The organism is Staphylococcus sp. HMSC068G11 (genome assembly GCF_001815825.1).
Classification (GTDB): Bacteria; Bacillota; Bacilli; order Staphylococcales; family Staphylococcaceae; genus Staphylococcus; species Staphylococcus epidermidis.
The window spans coordinates 212,100-230,363 of the sequence record NZ_KV822098.1 but is presented as its reverse complement, the minus strand read 5'-3'; the positions used below and the strand labels follow the sequence as shown (position 1 = coordinate 230,363).

General features: G+C 32.3%; 17 protein-coding genes. All 17 read left to right on the top strand.

What is annotated here, in order from left to right; translation table 11 throughout:
• Positions 1-5: 5 nt before the first annotated feature.
• The 17 genes from HMPREF3058_RS09245 to HMPREF3058_RS09165 all read left to right on the top strand — a co-directional run bounded on the left by HMPREF3058_RS09245 (position 6) and on the right by HMPREF3058_RS09165 (position 18,264).
• Positions 6-1,397, top strand: coding sequence for a cell division protein FtsQ/DivIB (locus tag HMPREF3058_RS09245; protein ID WP_002457408.1), 1,392 nt, complete (start codon positions 6-8; stop codon positions 1,395-1,397).
• Between the two features lie 105 nt (positions 1,398-1,502).
• Positions 1,503-2,897, top strand: a complete 1,395-nt coding sequence (gene ftsA, locus HMPREF3058_RS09240) for a cell division protein FtsA (RefSeq protein ID WP_002446229.1) — start codon at positions 1,503-1,505, stop codon at positions 2,895-2,897.
• A 32-nt stretch (positions 2,898-2,929) separates the two neighbouring features.
• Positions 2,930-4,114, top strand: coding sequence for a cell division protein FtsZ (gene ftsZ, locus HMPREF3058_RS09235; protein ID WP_002446230.1), 1,185 nt, complete (start codon positions 2,930-2,932; stop codon positions 4,112-4,114).
• Between the two features lie 283 nt (positions 4,115-4,397).
• Positions 4,398-5,189 carry a peptidoglycan editing factor PgeF gene (pgeF, locus tag HMPREF3058_RS09230; protein ID WP_070731377.1) on the top strand — a complete coding sequence of 264 codons (792 nt, stop codon included), beginning with the start codon at positions 4,398-4,400 and terminating at the stop codon, positions 5,187-5,189.
• Positions 5,190-5,214: 25 nt separating this feature from the next.
• Complete coding sequence (locus HMPREF3058_RS09225; RefSeq protein ID WP_002457405.1) at positions 5,215-5,883, top strand: YggS family pyridoxal phosphate-dependent enzyme; 669 nt, start codon at positions 5,215-5,217, stop codon at positions 5,881-5,883.
• Positions 5,884-5,896: 13 nt separating this feature from the next.
• Positions 5,897-6,490 carry a cell division protein SepF gene (locus HMPREF3058_RS09220; protein WP_002446233.1) on the top strand — a complete coding sequence of 198 codons (594 nt, stop codon included), beginning with the start codon at positions 5,897-5,899 and terminating at the stop codon, positions 6,488-6,490.
• Positions 6,491-6,501: 11 nt separating this feature from the next.
• Positions 6,502-6,792: a YggT family protein gene (locus HMPREF3058_RS09215; RefSeq protein ID WP_001830086.1), complete on the top strand. Its 291-nt coding sequence runs from the start codon at positions 6,502-6,504 to the stop codon at positions 6,790-6,792.
• Between the two features lie 141 nt (positions 6,793-6,933).
• A complete protein-coding gene (locus HMPREF3058_RS09210) occupies positions 6,934-7,710 on the top strand; it encodes a YlmH family RNA-binding protein (protein WP_044555208.1) in 777 nt (258 codons plus the stop codon).
• A 22-nt stretch (positions 7,711-7,732) separates the two neighbouring features.
• Positions 7,733-8,389, top strand: a complete 657-nt coding sequence (locus HMPREF3058_RS09205) for a DivIVA domain-containing protein (protein ID WP_002446235.1) — start codon at positions 7,733-7,735, stop codon at positions 8,387-8,389.
• Between the two features lie 313 nt (positions 8,390-8,702).
• Complete coding sequence (gene ileS / locus HMPREF3058_RS09200; RefSeq protein ID WP_002490488.1) at positions 8,703-11,453, top strand: isoleucine--tRNA ligase; 2,751 nt, start codon at positions 8,703-8,705, stop codon at positions 11,451-11,453.
• 768 nt (positions 11,454-12,221) lie between these two features.
• Positions 12,222-13,019, top strand: a complete 798-nt coding sequence (locus HMPREF3058_RS09195; protein WP_002446237.1) for a VOC family protein — start codon at positions 12,222-12,224, stop codon at positions 13,017-13,019.
• A gap of 4 nt (positions 13,020-13,023) precedes the next feature.
• Positions 13,024-13,494: a CHAP domain-containing protein gene (locus HMPREF3058_RS09190; RefSeq protein WP_002446238.1), complete on the top strand. Its 471-nt coding sequence runs from the start codon at positions 13,024-13,026 to the stop codon at positions 13,492-13,494.
• Between the two features lie 88 nt (positions 13,495-13,582).
• On the top strand, positions 13,583-14,068 hold the full coding sequence (gene lspA / locus HMPREF3058_RS09185) for a signal peptidase II (RefSeq protein WP_002457401.1): 486 nt from the start codon (positions 13,583-13,585) through the stop codon (positions 14,066-14,068).
• Between the two features lie 2 nt (positions 14,069-14,070).
• On the top strand, positions 14,071-14,988 hold the full coding sequence (locus tag HMPREF3058_RS09180; RefSeq protein ID WP_002446240.1) for an RluA family pseudouridine synthase: 918 nt from the start codon (positions 14,071-14,073) through the stop codon (positions 14,986-14,988).
• A 301-nt stretch (positions 14,989-15,289) separates the two neighbouring features.
• On the top strand, positions 15,290-15,817 hold the full coding sequence (gene pyrR, locus HMPREF3058_RS09175; RefSeq protein WP_002491393.1) for a bifunctional pyr operon transcriptional regulator/uracil phosphoribosyltransferase PyrR: 528 nt from the start codon (positions 15,290-15,292) through the stop codon (positions 15,815-15,817).
• A 232-nt stretch (positions 15,818-16,049) separates the two neighbouring features.
• Positions 16,050-17,357 (top strand): uracil-xanthine permease family protein, encoded by a 1,308-nt coding sequence (locus HMPREF3058_RS09170; RefSeq protein ID WP_002446242.1) that lies wholly within the window; start codon positions 16,050-16,052, stop codon positions 17,355-17,357.
• Between the two features lie 25 nt (positions 17,358-17,382).
• Positions 17,383-18,264 (top strand): aspartate carbamoyltransferase catalytic subunit, encoded by an 882-nt coding sequence (locus HMPREF3058_RS09165; protein WP_002491376.1) that lies wholly within the window; start codon positions 17,383-17,385, stop codon positions 18,262-18,264.

Genomic DNA, 18,264 nt, shown 5'->3' with positions numbered 1-18,264 from the left:
TGCTCATGGAAGAGAATAAAAATCAACCTAATAATGAGAATATGTCGAATAAAGACGATAATACAATCCATTTGAATGATAGTCAAAGTAATGAAGACTTAGAGCTTTTTAGACGGAATAAAAACGCTCGCCAACGCAGAAGACGTCGCATAGATAATCAAAGTAAAGAAAAAGATGCTACGTCTACACAATCACAGTTAGAAACTAAACCAATGGATAAATTTATTGATAATCACAAGTCGCATAATCAAGATAAAGAAATAAAAAGTGATTTAATTGAGGATAATGTTAATGATGAAGATGACAATCAAAAATATAATAATGATAAATTAAATGATCGTAGTGTTCAACAAACAAGCGAAACGCGTCAAAGTAATGAAGACGAAGAGGAATTTCTAGCTGATCATCAGAGCGAAAAACAAACTAAAGACTCTCGTCATTCTAAAAAACATAAATTACTAAGTAAATTTACTTCTAAAAAAGAAAAGGAAACATTTACATCGTTCAATAGTAATGAGAAGGTAACTCAAATTAAACCTCTTAGTTTAGAAGAAAAAAGAGCCATAAGACGTAAAAAGCAAAAAAGAATCCAATATACAATTATCACACTACTCATTCTTATCATTGTTCTCATTTTACTCTATATGTTTACACCACTAAGTAAAATATCAAATGTAAATATTAAAGGTAATAACAACGTAAGTACGAGTAAAATAAAGAAAGAACTTAACGTTACTTCACGTTCACGAATGTATACTTTTAGTAAAAATAAAGCGATTAGGAACTTAAAACAGAACCCTTTAATCAAAGAAGTTGATATTCATAAACAATTACCAAACACGTTAACTGTTAACGTGACTGAGTACCAAATTGTTGGTTTAGAAAAAAATAAAGATAAATATGTGCCAATTATAGAAGATGGTAAAGAATTAACAGAATACAAAGATGAAGTTTCACATGATGGACCTATCATTGATGGGTTCAAAGGAGACAAAAAAACACGAATTATAAAAGCTTTATCTGAAATGTCACCTAAAGTGAGAAACTTAATAGCAGAGGTGAGTTACGCACCAACTAAAAATAAACAAAGTCGCATAAAGATTTTTACCAAAGATAATATGCAAGTCATTGGTGACATTACAACGATTGCAGACAAAATGCAATATTATCCTCAAATGTCACAATCATTAAGCAGAGATGATTCTGGCGAACTTAAGACAAATGGGTATATTGATTTATCGGTTGGAGCGTCATTTATTCCTTATCAAGGTTCATCAACTGTTCAATCGGGTACTGAACAAAATGTAACCAAGTCAACACAAGAAGAAAATGATGCAAAAGAAGAACTTCAAAATGTGTTGAATAAAATTAATAAACAATCTAAAGAAAATAATTAAAAAATTTCGATAATAGTATGTGTTTATAGTTCACAAGCTATTCAACGTATTGTACACTAAACATAGTGTACTTAAATAGTATAATTTGTCAGGAGGTGCCTATCTATGGAGGAACATTACTATGTGAGCATAGATATAGGTTCATCAAGCGTAAAAACAATAGTAGGCGAAAAATTTCACAACGGAATTAATGTGATAGGTACAGGGCAAACCTACACAAGTGGTATCAAGAATGGTTTAATTGATGATTTTGATATTGCAAGACAAGCAATTAAAGATACAATTAAGAAGGCTTCAATTGCCTCTGGTGTAGATATAAAAGATGTATTTTTAAAACTACCTATCATCGGTACCGAAGTATATGATGAATCAAATGAAATTGAATTTTACGAGGATACTGAAATTGATGGCACACATATTGAATCAGTTTTAGAAGGTATCCGAGATAAAAATGATGTACCTGAAACTGAAGTGATAAATGTATTCCCAATTCGTTTTGTAGTTGACAAAGACAATGAAGTTTCAGATCCAAAAGAATTAATTGCAAGACATTCATTAAAAGTAGATGCAGGTGTCATCGCAATCCAAAAATCTATTTTAATCAATATGATTAAATGTGTTGAGGCATGTGGTGTTGACGTGTTAGATGTTTATTCTGATGCGTATAATTATGGTTCTATTCTTACACCAACGGAGAAAGAATTAGGCGCTTGTGTCATTGATATCGGTGAAGATTTAACGCAAGTTGCTTTCTATGAACGAGGAGAACTTGTAGATGCTGAATCTATAGAAATGGCCGGTCGAGACATTACGGATGATATTGCTCAAGGACTAAATACTACATATGACACAGCTGAAAAGGTAAAACATCAATATGGTCATGCATTTTATGACTCTGCTTCAGATCAAGATGTCTTTTCAGTAGATCAAGTTGATTCAGATGAACATGTTCAATATACTCAAAAAGATTTAAGTGACTTTATTGAACAAAGAGTCGAAGATATATTCTTTGAAGTCTTTGATGTTTTACAAGAACTAGGACTTACAAAAGTAAACGGAGGATTTGTAGTTACTGGCGGATCTGCAAATTTACTAGGTGTAAAAGAATTACTACAAGATATGGTTAGTGAAAAAGTGAGAATTCATACACCGTCACAAATGGGTATCAGAAAACCGGAATTTTCTTCTGCTATTTCTACAATTTCTAGTAGTATCGCTTTTGACGAGTTATTAGATTATGTTACAATTAGTTATCAAGATAATGAAGAATTTGAAGAAGAAGTTATCGAATCTGATAAAGATAGTGAAACAAAATCAAGCGGTTTTGATTGGTTTAAGCGTAAATCAAACAAAAAAGAAAATGACGAGGTAGCACCAGAAGCGCCTCGTGAAGAGTCTTATGAAGACCGTGAAAATCATCTAGAAGATGAACAACAAACAGAAGGCAAAGCCAAAGAAGAAAGTAAGTTTAAAAAATTAATGAAATCTCTATTTGAATGATTATTGGCCATAAAGACTAGGAGGAAAATTAAATGTTAGAATTTGAACAAGGATTTAATCATTTAGCCACATTGAAAGTCATCGGTGTAGGTGGCGGCGGAAATAATGCCGTTAACCGTATGATTGACCATGGTATGAATAATGTGGAATTTATTGCTATCAACACTGATGGACAAGCTTTAAACTTATCAAAAGCTGAATCAAAAATTCAAATTGGTGAAAAATTAACACGTGGATTAGGTGCTGGTGCTAATCCTGAAATTGGGAAGAAAGCAGCAGAAGAATCAAGAGAACAAATTGAAGATGCTATCCAAGGTGCTGATATGGTATTCGTAACTGCTGGTATGGGTGGCGGTACTGGAACAGGTGCTGCGCCGGTTGTTGCTAAAATTGCAAAAGAAATGGGTGCTTTAACTGTAGGTGTTGTTACGCGTCCATTCGGTTTCGAAGGTCGTAAGCGCCAAACACAAGCGGCAGCTGGTGTAGAATCTATGAAAGCAGCAGTGGATACATTAATTGTTATTCCAAATGATCGCTTATTAGATATCGTTGACAAATCTACGCCGATGATGGAAGCATTTAAAGAAGCGGATAATGTATTACGTCAAGGTGTACAAGGTATTTCAGATTTAATTGCAGTATCAGGTGAAGTGAACTTAGACTTTGCAGACGTTAAAACAATTATGTCTAATCAAGGTTCTGCGTTAATGGGTATCGGTGTGTCATCTGGTGAAAACAGAGCAGTCGAAGCCGCTAAAAAAGCAATTTCTTCTCCATTATTAGAAACATCAATTGTAGGTGCTCAAGGTGTACTTATGAACATTACAGGTGGAGAATCACTGTCTTTATTTGAAGCGCAAGAAGCAGCTGATATTGTTCAAGATGCTGCAGATGAAGATGTGAATATGATTTTCGGTACAGTTATTAACCCAGAGCTTCAAGATGAAATTGTAGTTACTGTTATCGCAACTGGTTTTGAAGATAAACCTTCTTCACAAGGTCGTAAAGCTACAAGTACTGGTTTTGGTTCAAGTGTAAATAGTAGTTCTAATCATCAATCTGGTGCTAGTGCTAAAGAAGATTCATTCTCTGCACACACTTCTCATTCACAATCAAGTGAAAGTGTAAGTGAAAGAAGCCACACTACTAAAGATGATGATATTCCTAGCTTTATTAGAAATAGAGAAGAAAGACGTTCTAGAAGAACTAGACGCTAATCGTCAGTATATATAATCACTGTATTTTAAATAGCCTGAGACATTTTATAGTCTCAGGCATTTTTTTCGTGTTGGAGTATCTAACTAACCTGAAAACCTATTTAAATCAATGTTTAACTAAATTTTTCTGTTGCAAGTTAGTAATTGATACAAGTTTAAATAAATTTAAGTATGATATATAATTGTTTTATAATTGGTTACTTAATACTTAGATTATTTGTAGAACATTTCGATTTGAAATTAAGTGTACAGTGGAATGTATATATAGGGGTGGTGAAATATTTTGAAAGAGAGATTTATTAAGAAAACTCATTATTTAGACTATCAATTTGATGAGCATACTGATATTAAGTTAGGTTTCACTACTCGAGAAAATGGTTTAAGTCCTTATCCTAATCATAGTTTTAATATGGCGAGATATATCAGCGACAGTGCACATCATATTACACATCATCAAGATATCTTAGCGAATCTTATTGGTTATCCAAGAGATGAATGGGTTTTTCCTATACAAACACATGATAATCGCATCGTTCAAGTTACAAGTGAACATAAAGGAACAAATATTGATAAACTAACTGATGATTTACATGGCATAGATGGAATGTATACTTTCGATTCTCACATTCTCCTTACTATGTGTTATGCGGATTGTGTACCGGTATATTTTTATAGTGAATCACATGGCTATATTGGATTAGCACATGCAGGTTGGCGAGGAACATATGGTCAAATAGTAAAAGAAATGCTAAAAAAAGTGGATTTTGATTATGAAGACTTAAAGATTGTAATCGGTCCAGCAACTTCAAATTCTTATGAAATCAATGATGATATAAAAAATAAATTTGAGGAATTAACCATTGATTCAACTTTATATATTGAGAGCAGAGGCAAAAATAAACATGGTATTGATTTAAAAAAGGCTAACGCACTTCTTCTAGAAGAAGCTGGAGTTCCATCAAAAAACATATACATTACCGAATATTCAACTTCAGAAAACTTAGATTTATTCTTTTCATATCGTGTTGAAAAAGGACAGACGGGACGTATGTTAGCATTTATTGGACGGAAGTAAAGTGTATAAAGTAGGTGAATAATTTATGGATGTTAAAGAGAATCTTGCTAAGATTGAAACGGAAATTGATGCAAGCGTTAAAAAAAGTGCCCATTCAGCACAACCTCACGTGATTGCAGTAACAAAATATGTTACAATAGAGCGAGCTAGAGAAGCGTATAAAGCAGGAATAAGACATTTCGGTGAAAATCGATTAGATGGATTCAAAAAGAAGAAAGAATCTCTACCAAGCGATATTAAATTACATTTCATTGGTTCTTTACAATCAAGGAAAGTTAAAGATATTATAAATGAAGTCGATTATTTTCATGCTTTAGATCGTTTGAGTCTAGCTAAGGAGATTAACAAAAGAGCAAATCATGTTATAAAATGTTTCTTACAAGTAAATGTTTCTGGAGAAGAATCTAAACATGGCATAGCTCTTGAAGAAGTAAATCAATTTATAAATCAAATCAAAGAATACGAAAATATCCAAATTATTGGATTAATGACGATGGCACCATTGACTGATGATCTATCGTACATAAAAAATTTATTTAAAGAGTTAAGACATAAAAGAAATGAAATACAACAATTCAATTTAGCACATGCGCCTTGTACAGAATTATCTATGGGAATGAGTAATGATTATCAAATGGCAGTCGAAGAAGGTGCAACCTTTGTCAGAATTGGGACTAAACTTGTAGGAGAATAGGAGTGAGCCCCCCTTGGCTTTAAAGGATTTATTTAATAATTTTTTTGTAGTTGAAGAAGAAGAGGAAGTTGAAGGACCTGAAGAGCGAGAATCTTCTAGATCACGTGAACGTGTTCAAGAGCGCGAAGATTACAATCGTAATGAGAATCAAGCGACACCACAAACTTTTAACAATAAGCAACAAGCGATTAAATCTGTACCTCAAAAGAACACTTTGAGATCGAATACAACTTCTGAAGAAAGGAATTATCGTATGAATAATAATTCAAAAAATAATTCTAGAAACGTTGTAACAATGAATCAAGCATCACAATCATATACTGCTCAGGAAAGTTCAAAAATGTGTCTGTTTGAACCACGTGTCTTTTCAGATACTCAAGATATTGCCGACGAATTAAAAAATAGACGTGCAACTTTAGTAAATTTACAACGCATTGATCAAGTATCAGCAAAGCGTATTATTGATTTTTTAAGTGGTACGGTATACGCAATTGGTGGAGATATTCAGCGCGTGGGTACTGATATTTTCTTATGCACACCTGATAATGTTGAAGTAGCCGGCAGTATAACTGATCACATCGAGAATATGGAGCAACATTACGAATAAGGAGTTCAGCTATGGATATTGGTTTGCTAAGTACAATTTTCCGATTTATTATATTTTTAGTTCAAATATATTATTTTGGAATGATTATATATTTCTTTACTTCTTGGGTTCCGAGTATAAGAGAGTCTAAGTTTGGAGAATTTTTAGGAAAGTTATATGAACCTTTCTTAGAACCTTTCCGTAAAATTATTCCTCCTATTGGCTTTATAGATATTTCTTCTATCGCGGCAATCTTCGTTCTAGTTTTATTCCAAAGTGGTTTGGTAAAAATATTTAATTTAATTCTTGCATATTTATCTTAAAATATGACACGCACTAACTTTATATTATTCAACATAACGAGGCAAAGTAGCTAGACTTTGACCTCGTTTTATCATATAACTTATTGTTGACAGTATTATAGTCGTAGTGTTTTTAAAAATTTTTCAACATAAAAGGAGTAGATAACCATCGATATATATCAGCATTTTAGAAAGGAAGAACAAGATGCTATCGATCAATTCATCGATAAATGTAAGCAGGCTGATGCTAATTATGCTCCGGTTCTAACCCATTTCTTGGACCCGCGAGGCCAATATATACTTGAGGTCATTACGCGTAGTTATCAAGATTTACATGTCACATTTTTTGGTGGACCACATGCAGAAAGGAAACGTGCAATCATCGCACCATTATATTTTAAGCCACAGCCTGAGGACTTTGAACTGACTTTATTTGAACTTCAATATCCTAAGAAATTTGTAACAATACAACATCAGCACGTTCTTGGAACACTCATGTCACTGGGAATACAAAGAGATCAACTCGGTGATATTATAGTTGGAGAAGATATACAGTTTGTTTTGACAAAACAATTAGAATCATATATTATATCTGAACTAACGCGTATTAAGGGAGCCACAGTTAAACTTAATTCTATTCCTACTGAAGATATGATACAATCAGAAGAGAATTGGAAAGTTCATAGTACAACTGTGAGCGCTTTGAGATTAGATGTAGTTTTGAAAGAGATAATTCATAAATCTCGAAATATTGCACAACAATTAATTATAAAAAAAAGAGTCAAAGTTAACCATACTGTAATAGATTCTACAGATTTTCAATTAGAGCAGAATGATTTATTGTCAATTCAAGGTTATGGTAGAGCTCAAATTGTTGAAATAGGTGGAAAAACAAAAAAGAACAAGTTACACATTCATTATCAAACACTATTTAAATAGCTATTAATCAAGGAGGATTATCATGCCTTTTACACCAAGTGAGATTAAGAATAAAGAATTTACACGAGTAAAAAATGGTTTAGAACCTACAGAAGTTGCAAATTACTTAGAGCAACTAAGTAATGAAATCGAACGTTTAAAAGAAGATAAAAAGCAACTTGAAAAAGTCATTGAAGATAGAGATTCCAATATTAAATCATATAAAGATGTTCACCAATCAGTAAGTGATGCACTTATTCAAGCACAAAAAGTAGGAGAAGAGACAAAACAAGCAGCAACTAAAGAAGCTGAAGCCGTTTTATCAAAAGCACAAGTACAAGCTGACAGTATTGTGAATGATGCAATTGAAAAAGCACGTCGTCTAGCTTTCCAAACTGAAGACATGAAACGACAATCTAAAGTTTTCCGCTCTCGTTTTCGTATGCTTGTTGAAGCACAACTTGACTTACTCAAAAGTGAAGATTGGGATTACTTACTCAATTATGATTTAGACGCCGAGCAAGTGACATTAGAAGATATTCATCATCTTAATGAAAATGATTTGACACCTGAAGAACGTGCAATGAAACAAAAGCAAAATCAAGAATTATCGGCTAATCAACCTTCTACATCAAGTTCAGAATCTGTGAGTCAATCAAATACAAATAGCGAATCATCACAATCAACATCAAATAATTAAAAACGAATCACAAATTAACCATTTGATGTAAAAATAACGAAGAAATTTCATTGTTTATTAAAAATGCATTTTCTAAATAACAATTTATTGATATGATATAAAGACAGACGCGTAAGAAACAGTGAACATAGTACAGCGAGCTAGGAATGGTGTGAGCCTAGCATATTGTTTGTTTCTTATATCACTGGCTTTTCAATTTTATAAATATTCTTAAGAGAACTCTAAGTTGAGTTAAGTAGGGTGGTACCGCGGATTAACCGTCCCTTTTAATTGAACTTAGAGTTCTTTTTTATCATTACAAGGAGTGAATATAATGAATTACAAAGATACCCTATTAATGCCGAAAACTGATTTTCCTATGAGAGGTGGCTTACCAAATAAAGAACCTCAAATTCAAGAAATGTGGGATAATGATGACCAATATCGCAAAGCGTTAGAAAAAAATAAAAATAATCCATCATTCATTTTGCATGACGGACCACCATATGCTAATGGTAATTTACATATGGGACATGCATTAAATAAAATCATAAAGGATTTTATTGTTCGTTATAAAACAATGCAAGGTTTTTATGCACCGTATGTGCCGGGTTGGGATACTCATGGTTTACCAATTGAACAGGCTTTAACTAAAAAAGGCGTTGATCGCAAAAAAATGTCAGTTGCAGAATTTAGAGAGAAATGTAAAGAATTTGCATTAAAACAAATCGACATTCAAAAGAAAGATTTTAAGCGCCTTGGTGTACGTGGTGATTTTAATAATCCTTACATTACATTAACACCTGAATATGAAGCCGCACAAATAAGATTATTTGGAGAAATGGCAGATAAAGGTTTGATTTATAAAGGAAAAAAACCTGTGTATTGGTCACCTTCAAGTGAATCATCACTTGCAGAAGCTGAGATAGAATATCATGACAAACGTTCTGCATCAATTTACGTTGCTTTTGACGTAAAAGACAGTAAAGGTAAAGTTGATTCTGATGCACAATTTATTATTTGGACAACTACACCATGGACAATTCCATCAAATGTCGCAATTACAGTTCATCCAGAGCTAAAATATGGTCAGTATAATGTTGATGGACATAAATACATTGTTGCCCAAGCATTATCAGAAGAAGTCGCAGAAGCATTAGGTTGGGATAAAGATTCTATACAATTAGAGAAAGAATTCACAGGTAAAGAATTGGAATTTGTAGAGGCACAACATCCATTCCTAGATCGTGTATCGTTAGTAATTAACGGTGAACATGTTACGACAGACGCTGGTACGGGATGTGTCCATACAGCTCCCGGTCACGGGGAAGATGACTATATTGTAGGTCAAAAATATGATTTACCAGTAATTAGTCCTTTAAATGATAAAGGTGTATTCACTGAAGAAGGTGGACCATTTGAAGGAATGTTCTACGACAAAGCAAACAAAGCCGTAACTGATCTTTTAAAAGAAAAAGACGCACTACTTAAACTTGACTTTATTACACATAGTTATCCTCATGATTGGCGTACGAAAAAACCTGTTATCTTTAGAGCTACACCACAATGGTTTGCTTCCATTAATAAAGTAAGACAGGATATTCTTGATGCAATTGAAGACACGAACTTTAAAGTAGACTGGGGTAAAACACGAATTTACAATATGATTCGTGATCGTGGCGAATGGGTAATTTCTCGTCAACGTGTATGGGGTGTTCCTTTACCGGTATTTTATGCTGAAAATGGCGATATCATTATGACTAAAGAGACAGTAAATCACGTTGCAGATTTATTTGAAAAACACGGTTCAAATATTTGGTTTGAAAAAGAAGCTAAAGAATTACTTCCTGAAGGATTTAGTCATCCTGGAAGCCCTAACGGTGAATTTACTAAAGAAACTGATATTATGGATGTTTGGTTTGATTCTGGTTCATCACACCGTGGTGTATTAGAAACGAGACCTGAACTTTCATTCCCAGCAGACCTTTATTTTGAGGGTAGTGATCAGTACCGCGGTTGGTTTAACTCTTCAATTACAACTGCTGTAGCTACACGTGGTCAAGCACCATATAAATTCTTGTTATCACATGGCTTCGTCATGGACGGTGAAGGTAAGAAGATGAGTAAGTCATTAGGTAACGTTATAGTTCCTGATCAAGTTGTTAAACAAAAAGGCGCTGATATTGCACGTTTATGGGTAAGCAGTACTGATTACCTCTCTGATGTGCGTATTTCCGATGAAATTCTTAAACAAACGTCTGATGTATATCGTAAAATTCGAAACACTTTAAGATTTATGTTAGGTAATATTAACGATTTCAATCCTGAAACGGATAGTATTGCTGAAACAAATCTACTTGAAGTAGATCGCTATTTGCTAAATCGTTTACGTGAATTCACAGCGAGTACGATTAATAACTATGAGAATTTTGATTATTTGAATATTTATCAAGAAGTTCAAAACTTTATCAATGTTGAACTAAGTAACTTCTATTTAGATTACGGTAAAGATATACTTTATATTGAGAAAAAAGATTCTCATAAACGCCGTAGCATGCAAACCGTTTTATATCAAATACTTGTTGACATGACTAAATTACTAGCACCCATTTTAGTGCATACAGCTGAAGAAGTTTGGTCTCATACACCTCATGTAAAAGAAGAAAGTGTACACCTTTCAGATATGCCTAAAGTTGTTGATGTAGACGAAGAATTGTTAGAAAAATGGAATACATTTATGAATTTACGTGATGATGTTAATCGTGCATTAGAACAAGCACGTAATGAAAAAGTAATTGGTAAGTCATTAGAAGCTAAAGTGGTTATTGGAAGCAATGAATCATTTAATACAGCGGAATTTTTACAACAATTTAATGACTTACAACAATTATTTATCGTTTCACAAGTTGAAGTTAAAGATAAAGTGAATGATGGTGTATCATATCAATATGGAGATATCCATATTAAACATGCTGAAGGTGAAAAATGTGAAAGATGCTGGAACTATACAGAAGAATTAGGTTCAGTAGGTGAACTTGAACATTTATGCCCACGATGTCAAGAAGTAGTAAAAACTTTGGTATAATAAAAAGTTTTTACAAGTGAGCGTATCTTTCAAGAAAATAAATTTTAAATGATTGTTTAAATACTATAAGAAAGCCCAAAATGAAATTCATTTTGGGCTTATTTTATAGTTATTATTGTGAAGTTATAAGATTTCAAATAAAGAAATTTCACTAGCTTTTTAAAGGTAAGTTGATAAAGCAGACTTCTCTATTTAATGTTTAATTTTTAATGAACTTGAACAAGTTTCGTAAATACATATTCATTACATTTTTTGTCATAGAATATTTTTCTCATTATAAGCACAGTGATTGTATTGAATCTTCAGGCATAAAATGATAACAATATTAATAAGGTATAAATCAATCATTTGAGTTCAATTTAATTTTTAGTCATAATATATAAAATACAAAGTGTTGGATAGTGTAGTAATTGTTCACATTACTGATTGAACTCATTAGGCTTTAATAATAAAAGCATCAATATAATAATTTTATCTAAATGTATTAAATTTTTGTATAGATACAATTCATAATCAAACGTCTTGGACAAAAATATTTAATTATTAATAAAACACAGGCATATGTTTTTTAATAAACATTGTTGCTAAATTTAGATAGCATTTAGATTGTCAATTCTCTTTATTATGTGAGTGATAAACAAAGAGAAAGATTAAGAGAAGAAACACGTACATATTTTTTATTACTGCGCTTAAAAGATAAACATACACTTTCAACAAAGTAATCATTTAATTATTTAAAAGAAAAGTAATCATTGAAAGGAAAATAAGATGTTTCATAACAAAAATGCAAATTTTGTAAATGGTGTAACTATCAATATTAAAGATAAAGAAACTATTAAAACATTTTATGAGAATGTTTTAGGATTTAATCTTATCAATGAATCTAAAACTGCTGTACAATTTGAAGTTGGCGATTCAAATCAATTTATTACTTTTATTGAAATACAGAATGGACGAGAACCGTTAATGTCTGAAGCAGGTCTTTTCCATATTGGTATATTGTTGCCTACATTGACTACATTAGCTGATTTACTCGTACATTTAAGTGATTTTGAAGTACCAGTGAACGGTGGACAACAAAGTGTTGCAACATGTTTATTTATTGAGGATCCAGAGGGCAATGCCATAAAGTTTTATGTCGATCGTGAGACAGAATCATGGATTGATGAGAAAGAAGGCAGAATTAGAATGGATATTGCGCCAATTAATGTACCTCGATTATTGCAAAATGTCTCTCATACTCAATGGCAAGGCATACCAGATGAAACTAAATTAGGTTCATTGCATATTAAGTCCATTCGAATTTCTGATGTTAAATCATATTATTTACATTATTTTGGATTAGAAGAATCAGCATATATGGACGATTATTCTCTATTTTTATCTTCAAACGATTATTATAATCATTTGGCTGTTAATCAGTGGTTATCTGCGACAAAACGAGTAGATAATGAACATACCTATGGTTTAGCTATGATAGATTTTCACTATCCAAAAACGACACATAAAAATCTTAAAGGACCTGATGGTATTTATTTTAGATTTAATAGAATAAAAGAAGTGTGATGATATGAAAAAAGCAATCATAGTAATGGTTGTTGTTAGTGTTATCTTGACAATAGCAGCAGTTATTGACGAGTTTATTATTCAAGATATGAAGCGTGTGCAAAGTCGTTTTACGTCACATCATCCTATGAAAATCAATACATATAAAAAGGGTCAGTGTACATATTATGTCTTTGAACGTGTTAAAAATGATGGGAATAAGATAAACAATACTTGGAGCGACGCCAAGAATTGGGATAAAAAAGCAATTGATGATGGATACATTGTTGACCGTAACCCTAAAAAAGGATCAATATTACAATCTTCTAAAGGGAAATACGGTCATGTTGCATATATAGAAACAATAAATGAAGATGGTTCTATACAAGTTTCAGAAATGAACTATACAAAACCTTATGAAATCACAAAACGAACAATTCATACTTATGACATTAAAAATTATTATTATATTCATCCTCAAAAGATAAAAACATAATAGACAAGATAGCTTTTTCAAAATTACGTTCTAGGATATAATGTTAAGTGTTGCTTTAGATGACATTAAAAAGAATGGAGGCACTTCTTTGAAAAAGAAATACTATATTAGCATCTCTTTACTTATGACATTCATTGTACTAGTTTTCGATCAAGTTTCTAAATGGCTTATTACAATCTCAATGAAGGTTGGAGATTCATATGAAATTATCCCTAACTTTTTAAATATTACATCCCATAGAAACAACGGTGCAGCATGGGGGATTTTGAGTGGTAAAATGCTATTTTTCTATATTATTACTATCATTATTTTAATCGTTTTAGTTATTTTTTATATTAAAGAAGCACAATTTAATTTATTTATGCAGGTTGCAATAAGCCTATTATTCGCTGGAGCCTTAGGAAATTTTATTGACCGCGTATTACATGGTGAAGTTGTGGATTTTATTGATACGAATATATTCGGTTACGATTTTCCTATCTTTAATATTGCGGATTCAAGCTTAACAATTGGAGTTATATTCGTAATCATCACACTGATTAAAGATGCAATCATAAATAAGAAGGAGGTCTAGTTATGGGAAATTATAATTTTAATATTATTGAACAATCACAAGTTGGACAACGTATAGATAAACTTGTTTCAGATTTAAATAAAGATTGGTCACGTAGTCAACTTCAAGATTGGATTAAAGAAGGTTTAGTCAAGGTAAATGGTAAAGTAATTAAATCGAACTATAAGGTCAAGTTAAATGACAAAATTGTTGTAACCGAGAAAGAAGTCGTAGAGGCAGATATCAAACCTGAAAACTTAAATTTAGATATTTATTATGAAGACGAAGATGTTGCTATTGTATATAAGCCAAAAGGTATGGTTGTACATCCATCTCCAGGCCATTATAGTGGGACATTAGTAAATGGATTAATGTATCAAATTAAAGATTTATCAGGAATTAATGGCGAAATACGTCCTGGTATAGTTCATAGAATAGATAAAGATACGTCTGGTTTATTAATGGTTGCTAAAAATGATGTTGCCCATCGTCATTTAGTTGAACAACTTATGTCTAAAACTGTTAAACGAAAATACACGGCGTTAGTTCATGGTAATATACCTCATGATTATGGCACAATTGACGCGCCAATTGGTCGAAATAAAAACGATAGACAAGCTATGGCTGTGGTTGATGACGGTAAAGAAGCTGTGACACACTTTAATGTATTAGAGCATTTTAAAGATTATACATTGATAGAATGTCAATTAGAAACAGGGCGTACACATCAAATTCGTGTACATATGAAATATATTGGTTATCCTCTTGTAGGGGATCCGAAGTATGGACCAAAAAAAACGTTAGATATCGGTGGACAAGCTTTACATGCTGGTATCATTGGTTTCGAACATCCTGTAACACATAAATACATTGAGAAGCATGCAACATTACCTAACGATTTTGAAAAATTACTAGATGATATAAGACGTAGAGATGCTTAAACGAATGTGACATCGTTTTTTATTATAAATACTAACTTTGCCATTGACTTATACTATTAAAAGATTTAAACTTATAACAGTTTAAATATAAAAACGTCATCTTTAATTGAGGGTCCAGAGAGGCTCCGAAGATATGAATAATTAGGATAATAATATTTTGATGATTAAGTTACTAATACTTTTGCTGTGTTTATAACTTAAGAATGTGAATATGATAGGGAATATTGCTTATTCTCTTTAACTTTTTGTCTCATATCTTTATTAAAGATATGAGTTTTTTTATATTAAAAGAGGTGAAACAATGTCTGAACGAATTATTTTAGATGATGCAGCGATACAACGTACAATTACACGAATTGCTCATGAAATTCTAGAATATAACAAGGGAACCAAAGATTTAGTTCTATTAGGCATTAAAACTAGGGGTGCTTTTTTAGCACATCGTATACAAGATAAAATAAATTCAATTGAACAACAATTAGTACCAACAGGTACTATCGATATTACACATTTTCGAGATGACGTTGATAAGGTAGTGCAACAAGCTGATCAACGCGCTTTTGATATTAATGTAAATATTAATAACAAAGTGGTTGTTATCATTGATGATGTTTTGTATACCGGACGTACAGTAAGAGCCTCATTAGATGCGATTTTATTACATACAAGACCTATTAAAATAGGGCTTGCAGCACTTGTGGATCGTGGTCATCGTGAACTCCCTATACGCGCAGATTTTGTAGGAAAAAATATACCTACTGCACGAGATGAATCTGTTTCAGTTTATTTAGAAGAAATTGACGACAGAAATGCAGTCGTCATTGAATAATTATCCTTTTAAAACAGTACGAGAGACTGAAAAAGGTGAAGTAATTCATATGGATAGATGAACATATGACTATAAAAAGATTATGTAAACTATAAATATCCAATGGAAGCTTCATTGATAAATGTGATGATAAAAGCTTAACTTAACATTACACTTAGATATATTTCATTTTAGTCTCTTTACACTCTACTGATTGTGAAGAGACTTTTTTTATGAAAGGAAATGAATCAACATGGAAAATGAGCAAATGTTTGAGCGTACCGTTCAGCCAGTTCTTGATGTAAAAGATAAACCAAAACCAGCACAATGGGCATTTCTAAGCCTTCAACATTTATTTGCAATGTTTGGATCAACTGTACTTGTACCATTTTTAACACATCTGCCTATATCAGCAGCTTTGTTGGCATCAGGTATTGGTACACTTTTATACATATTAATCACAAAAGCAAAAATTCCTGCCTACCTAGGATCAAGTTTTGCCTTTATTACACCTATCATCACAGGGTTAAGTACACATAGTCTTGGAGATATGCTGGTTGCATTATTTATGAGTGGATTAATGTACGTGATTATAGGTATTTTCATTAAATTGAGTGGAACACATTGGTTAATGCACTTGTTACCACCAGTAGTTGTCGGACCAGTAATAATGGTTATTGGGTTAAGTTTAGCTCCTACAGCAGTAAACATGGCTATGTTTGAAAATTCTGCTGAGATGAAAGGGTATAACTTAAGTTACTTAATTGTTGCTTTGATTACATTAGCAGTAACCATCATCGTCCAAGGATTCTTCAAAGGGTTTTTATCACTTATACCTGTACTTATAGGTATTATAGTGGGATATATTGTATCCATTTTCATGGGCATAGTTAAATTTGCTCCAATAGCACAAGCGAAATGGATAGATTTTCCTCATATTTATCTACCATTTAAAGATTACACACCATCTTTTCATTTAGGACTCATTCTCGTGATGATACCCGTGGTGTTTGTGACGGTAAGTGAACATATTGGTCATCAAATGGTAATTAACAAAATAGTAGGACGAAATTTCTTTGAAAATCCAGGTTTAGATAAATCAATCATTGGTGATGGTGTTTCAACTATGTTTGCAAGTATGATAGGGGGGCCTCCTAGTACAACTTATGGTGAAAATATAGGTGTACTAGCGATTACCAAAATATACAGTATTTACGTAATTGGTGGTGCGGCAGTTATAGCTATCATTCTTGCATTTATTGGTAAGTTCACTGCTTTAATATCTTCAATACCTACGCCAGTGATGGGTGGTGTCTCAATTTTATTATTCGGTATTATAGCAGCTAGTGGTTTAAGAATGCTTGTTGAAAGTCAAGTAGATTTCTCAAGCAATCGCAACCTAGTTATAGCATCAGTTGTGCTTGTTGTCGGGATTGGTAATCTTCTTATCAATTTAAAAGGCATAGGTATCAATTTACAAATTGAAGGAATGGCATTATCAGCACTTTCAGGAATAATATTAAATTTAATTTTGCCAAAAGAGAAAAACCAAATAAATTAAGCTTTATTTCTATAGGAGGCGCTTTATGGAACACTTATTATCAATGGAGCATTTATCTAATTCAGAAATTTATGATTTAATTACTATTGCTTGCCAATTCAAATCTGGTGAGCGACCATTACCTCAATTTAACGGTCAATACGTATCAAACTTATTCTTCGAAAATTCAACTCGAACAAAGTGTAGCTTTGAGATGGCAGAACAAAAATTAGGATTAAAACTTATTAATTTTGAAACAAGTACATCATCTGTAAAAAAGGGTGAGTCACTTTATGACACATGTAAAACACTTGAAAGTATAGGTGTTGATTTACTTGTCATACGTCACTCACAAAATTCTTATTACGAAGAACTGGATCAATTAAATATTCCAATTGCTAATGCAGGTGATGGAAGTGGACAGCATCCTACTCAGAGTTTATTAGACATAATGACAATATATGAAGAATATGGTTCGTTTGAAGGATTGAATATTCTAATATGTGGTGACATTAAAAATTCTCGTGTCGCAAGAAGTAATTATCATAGTTTAACATCATTAGGTGCCAACGTAATGTTCTCAAGTCCAAAAGAATGGGTAGATAATACATTAGAGGCGCCTTATGTTGAAATTGATGAAGTCATTGATAAAGTAGATATTGTTATGTTGCTTAGAGTTCAACATGAAAGACATGGAATTTCAGGTGAAGCTAACTTTGCTGCTGAGGAATATCATCAACAATTTGGTTTAACACAGGCTAGATATGATAAATTAAAAGAGGAAACCATTGTAATGCATCCAGCTCCTGTAAATAGAGGTGTTGAAATTAAAAGCGAGCTAGTTGAAGCACCTAAGTCTCGAATATTTAAGCAGATGGAAAATGGAATGTATTTAAGAATGGCAGTAATAAGTGCGCTTTTACAATAG

Bases quoted from the DNA above. Each gene is read 5' to 3' on its own strand.
- HMPREF3058_RS09245 (WP_002457408.1), top strand. From the start codon at position 6: ATGGAAGAGAATAAAAATCAACCTAATAATGAGAATATGTCGAATAAA.
- ftsA (WP_002446229.1), top strand. From the start codon at position 1,503: ATGGAGGAACATTACTATGTGAGCATAGATATAGGTTCATCAAGCGTA.
- ftsZ (WP_002446230.1), top strand. From the start codon at position 2,930: ATGTTAGAATTTGAACAAGGATTTAATCATTTAGCCACATTGAAAGTC.
- HMPREF3058_RS09225 (WP_002457405.1), top strand. From the start codon at position 5,215: ATGGATGTTAAAGAGAATCTTGCTAAGATTGAAACGGAAATTGATGCA.
- HMPREF3058_RS09215 (WP_001830086.1), top strand. From the start codon at position 6,502: ATGGATATTGGTTTGCTAAGTACAATTTTCCGATTTATTATATTTTTA.
- HMPREF3058_RS09205 (WP_002446235.1), top strand. From the start codon at position 7,733: ATGCCTTTTACACCAAGTGAGATTAAGAATAAAGAATTTACACGAGTA.
- ileS (WP_002490488.1), top strand. From the start codon at position 8,703: ATGAATTACAAAGATACCCTATTAATGCCGAAAACTGATTTTCCTATG.
- HMPREF3058_RS09195 (WP_002446237.1), top strand. From the start codon at position 12,222: ATGTTTCATAACAAAAATGCAAATTTTGTAAATGGTGTAACTATCAAT.
- HMPREF3058_RS09190 (WP_002446238.1), top strand. From the start codon at position 13,024: ATGAAAAAAGCAATCATAGTAATGGTTGTTGTTAGTGTTATCTTGACA.
- HMPREF3058_RS09180 (WP_002446240.1), top strand. From the start codon at position 14,071: ATGGGAAATTATAATTTTAATATTATTGAACAATCACAAGTTGGACAA.
- pyrR (WP_002491393.1), top strand. From the start codon at position 15,290: ATGTCTGAACGAATTATTTTAGATGATGCAGCGATACAACGTACAATT.
- HMPREF3058_RS09170 (WP_002446242.1), top strand. From the start codon at position 16,050: ATGGAAAATGAGCAAATGTTTGAGCGTACCGTTCAGCCAGTTCTTGAT.
- HMPREF3058_RS09165 (WP_002491376.1), top strand. From the start codon at position 17,383: ATGGAACACTTATTATCAATGGAGCATTTATCTAATTCAGAAATTTAT.